1 protein-coding gene is annotated in these 1,489 nt (G+C 31.6%); it reads right to left on the bottom strand.

Features of this window, described 5'->3' with window-relative positions; genetic code table 11:
• Positions 1 to 224 precede the first annotated feature (224 nt).
• The gene (locus tag N4270_RS17045; protein WP_260098559.1) at positions 225 to 959 is read right to left on the bottom strand and encodes a DUF2071 domain-containing protein; all 735 of its coding nucleotides are present in this window, start codon (positions 957 to 959) and stop codon (positions 225 to 227) included.
• Between the last annotated feature and the right edge of the window lie 530 nt (positions 960 to 1,489).

The raw sequence follows: 1,489 nt of genomic DNA, 5'->3' as shown, positions 1-1,489 counted from the left end.
AGAATTTCAATGTCTGAAAAGTCATTAAATTCCGCTTTGTCAATTTTGTCAGAATTGCAAGAAGTTAGAATTAGAAGTAAGATTATTAAATGGTTTCTCATTTTTTCTCAAATGACACACAACGTGTATGTGTATGGTTAGTTGCGTACAAGTACGCTGTTATTCTTTGTTATGCAATATAATAAAAAGTAGGGAAGAACCCTCGTCTTAGCCATCAGTAGCAATTAACTATACACGTTGTTAGGTGCAGTTTTTATTTTTTTTAGTCCAATCCATTCGTGTTCAATATTTTTCATTAATAATGCATTATCAAATTTGACAGAACCTTTTGGGAAAATACTTTCATTTTCAAAAAAGCTTGATTCTACATTCTCTACATCCAAAAGTGATACTTTCCAATTATATGCTTTTAATTCAAGTCCGTCAAAGTCATTTTTGTCAGGCGAATATCCAATAGAACCATTTTCAAAGAACTCAGAAACACATTCTAAATTTTCAAATACACTTTCGGAATTCCAAGAGTTTGTTTCTTTTGCCTTTATTGATAATGAAGTTTTGTCATCGCTGATAAAACCGACTTCGTAGTTTCCATCTTTTTCATTTACTTTAAAATTTGCTAAATGATGAATTCCAGGAAATATAGTTCCGCCAGCTAAAGAATTTAATTTAGAAGAAGTATCTCTTCTTGGAATATAAACTCCTTCTTTTTGCTTTCCGTTTTCAGTCCATTCAACTGCAATTCTATGAGCTCCATTTTCAGAGGAAATTCCGATTTGTTTCGGCAAACCTTTGGGTCTGATTTCTTTTAATCTTATCAAACAGATTCCCGCAATTCCTTTTCCGTTTACTAATTTAGGTTTGAAAGGTTTTGGTAAATAATTTTCCAAGACTTCTTTATCAATTTGGTAATTGATTAAAATTCGTCGGTCTATTATTCCTTTTATTTTCGGTATTTTCATTTGAGTGAGTAAATTGCACCTAACGTGTATGTGTAAGGTTTCGTTGCGTTGGTTTGCTTAAAATTAATAAAAGAAACCAAAACCATTGATGTTTTTGTCTAAAATATTCCAAGTACAAAAAAAAGAAGCAATGAACTTTACACGTTGTTATTTACTGTGCCGACAACTAAGAGTAATCACGTCCAGCTTGCGTTTCTGAATCCAGAGTAATCACACAACACGAGAAGAGTAATCACATAAAGAGGTTGAGTGATCACGTTTGCTAATCAATTGTTTTTTGAATCAAACGATTTCCTTTTGAATTGAACCTCTAATTTATAGATTTGAGTGGTTCTAGAGTTGAGTGAAAAAACTTTCGAGATTGAGTGTGAATTACTAAAATTAAGAATGAATAATCTCTCCATTTGAGTGATTCGGAGGCATTGTATATAACGTGTATGTGTAAGGTTTCGTTGCGTTGGTTTGCTTAAAATTAATAAAAGAAACCAAAACCACTGATGTTTTTGTCTAAAATATTCCAAGTACAAAAA

The organism is Psychroserpens sp. SPM9 (assembly GCF_025153525.1).
In the GTDB taxonomy this organism is placed as follows: Bacteria; Bacteroidota; Bacteroidia; order Flavobacteriales; family Flavobacteriaceae; genus Psychroserpens.
This window is presented reverse-complemented; position numbering and strand designations above follow the sequence as displayed.

What these genes read in the sequence shown, in the direction of transcription:
- N4270_RS17045 (WP_260098559.1), bottom strand. Translation starts at nt 959, where the DNA reads ATGAAAATACCGAAAATAAAAGGAATAATAGACCGACGAATTTTAATC.